This is a genomic window from Pseudomonas sp. 382 (genome assembly GCF_002759075.1).
Taxonomy (GTDB): Bacteria; Pseudomonadota; Gammaproteobacteria; order Pseudomonadales; family Pseudomonadaceae; genus Aquipseudomonas; species Aquipseudomonas vlassakiae.
In genome coordinates this window covers 1-563 of record NZ_PEMX01000110.1, presented here as the reverse complement: position 1 = coordinate 563, position 563 = coordinate 1, and the positions used below count along the sequence as shown (strand labels likewise).

Annotated in this window: 1 pseudogene; it reads left to right on the top strand. The window is 68.0% G+C overall.

From position 1 onward, the window contains the following. A pseudogene (locus CQW31_RS30820) lies at positions 1-416 on the top strand (AMP-binding protein); the annotation flags it as partial. Positions 417-563 lie beyond the last annotated feature (147 nt).

The following is a 563-nucleotide window of genomic DNA, read 5'->3' as shown; positions in this document are numbered from 1 at the left end:
TCAGCGCCGACGGCTGGCTCAAGACCGGCGATGTCGGTGTGATCAGCGCCGACGGCTTCCTCACCCTCACCGACCGGGCCAAGGACGTCATCAAGTCCGGCGGCGAGTGGATCTCCAGCGTGGACCTGGAGAACGCGCTGATGGCGCACCCCGAGGTCGCCGAGGCGGCGGTCGTCGCCGTCCCCGACGAGAAGTGGGGAGAGCGCCCGCTGGCCACGGTCGTCCTCAAGGAGGGCGCGACCGTGAACTACACGGGCCTGCGCGAGTTCCTCGCCCGGACCGTCGCCAAGTGGCAGCTGCCGGAGCGCTGGACGTTCATCGAGGCGGTGCCGAAGACCAGTGTCGGCAAGTTCGACAAGAAGGTGATCCGCAAGCAGTACGCGGACGGCGCCCTGGACGTCACCAAGCTCGACTGACGAGCGCGGACTCCTACCCCGGAGTGAGCCATGGCCGCAGCAGCCTGCTGACCGCGGGCATGGCCACGTAGGTCATCAGCGTGCTGAACACGAGGGCGAAGGCAGCCGTTCGCAGCACGAAGTGCAGATCCACCAGGTACGGCCCGA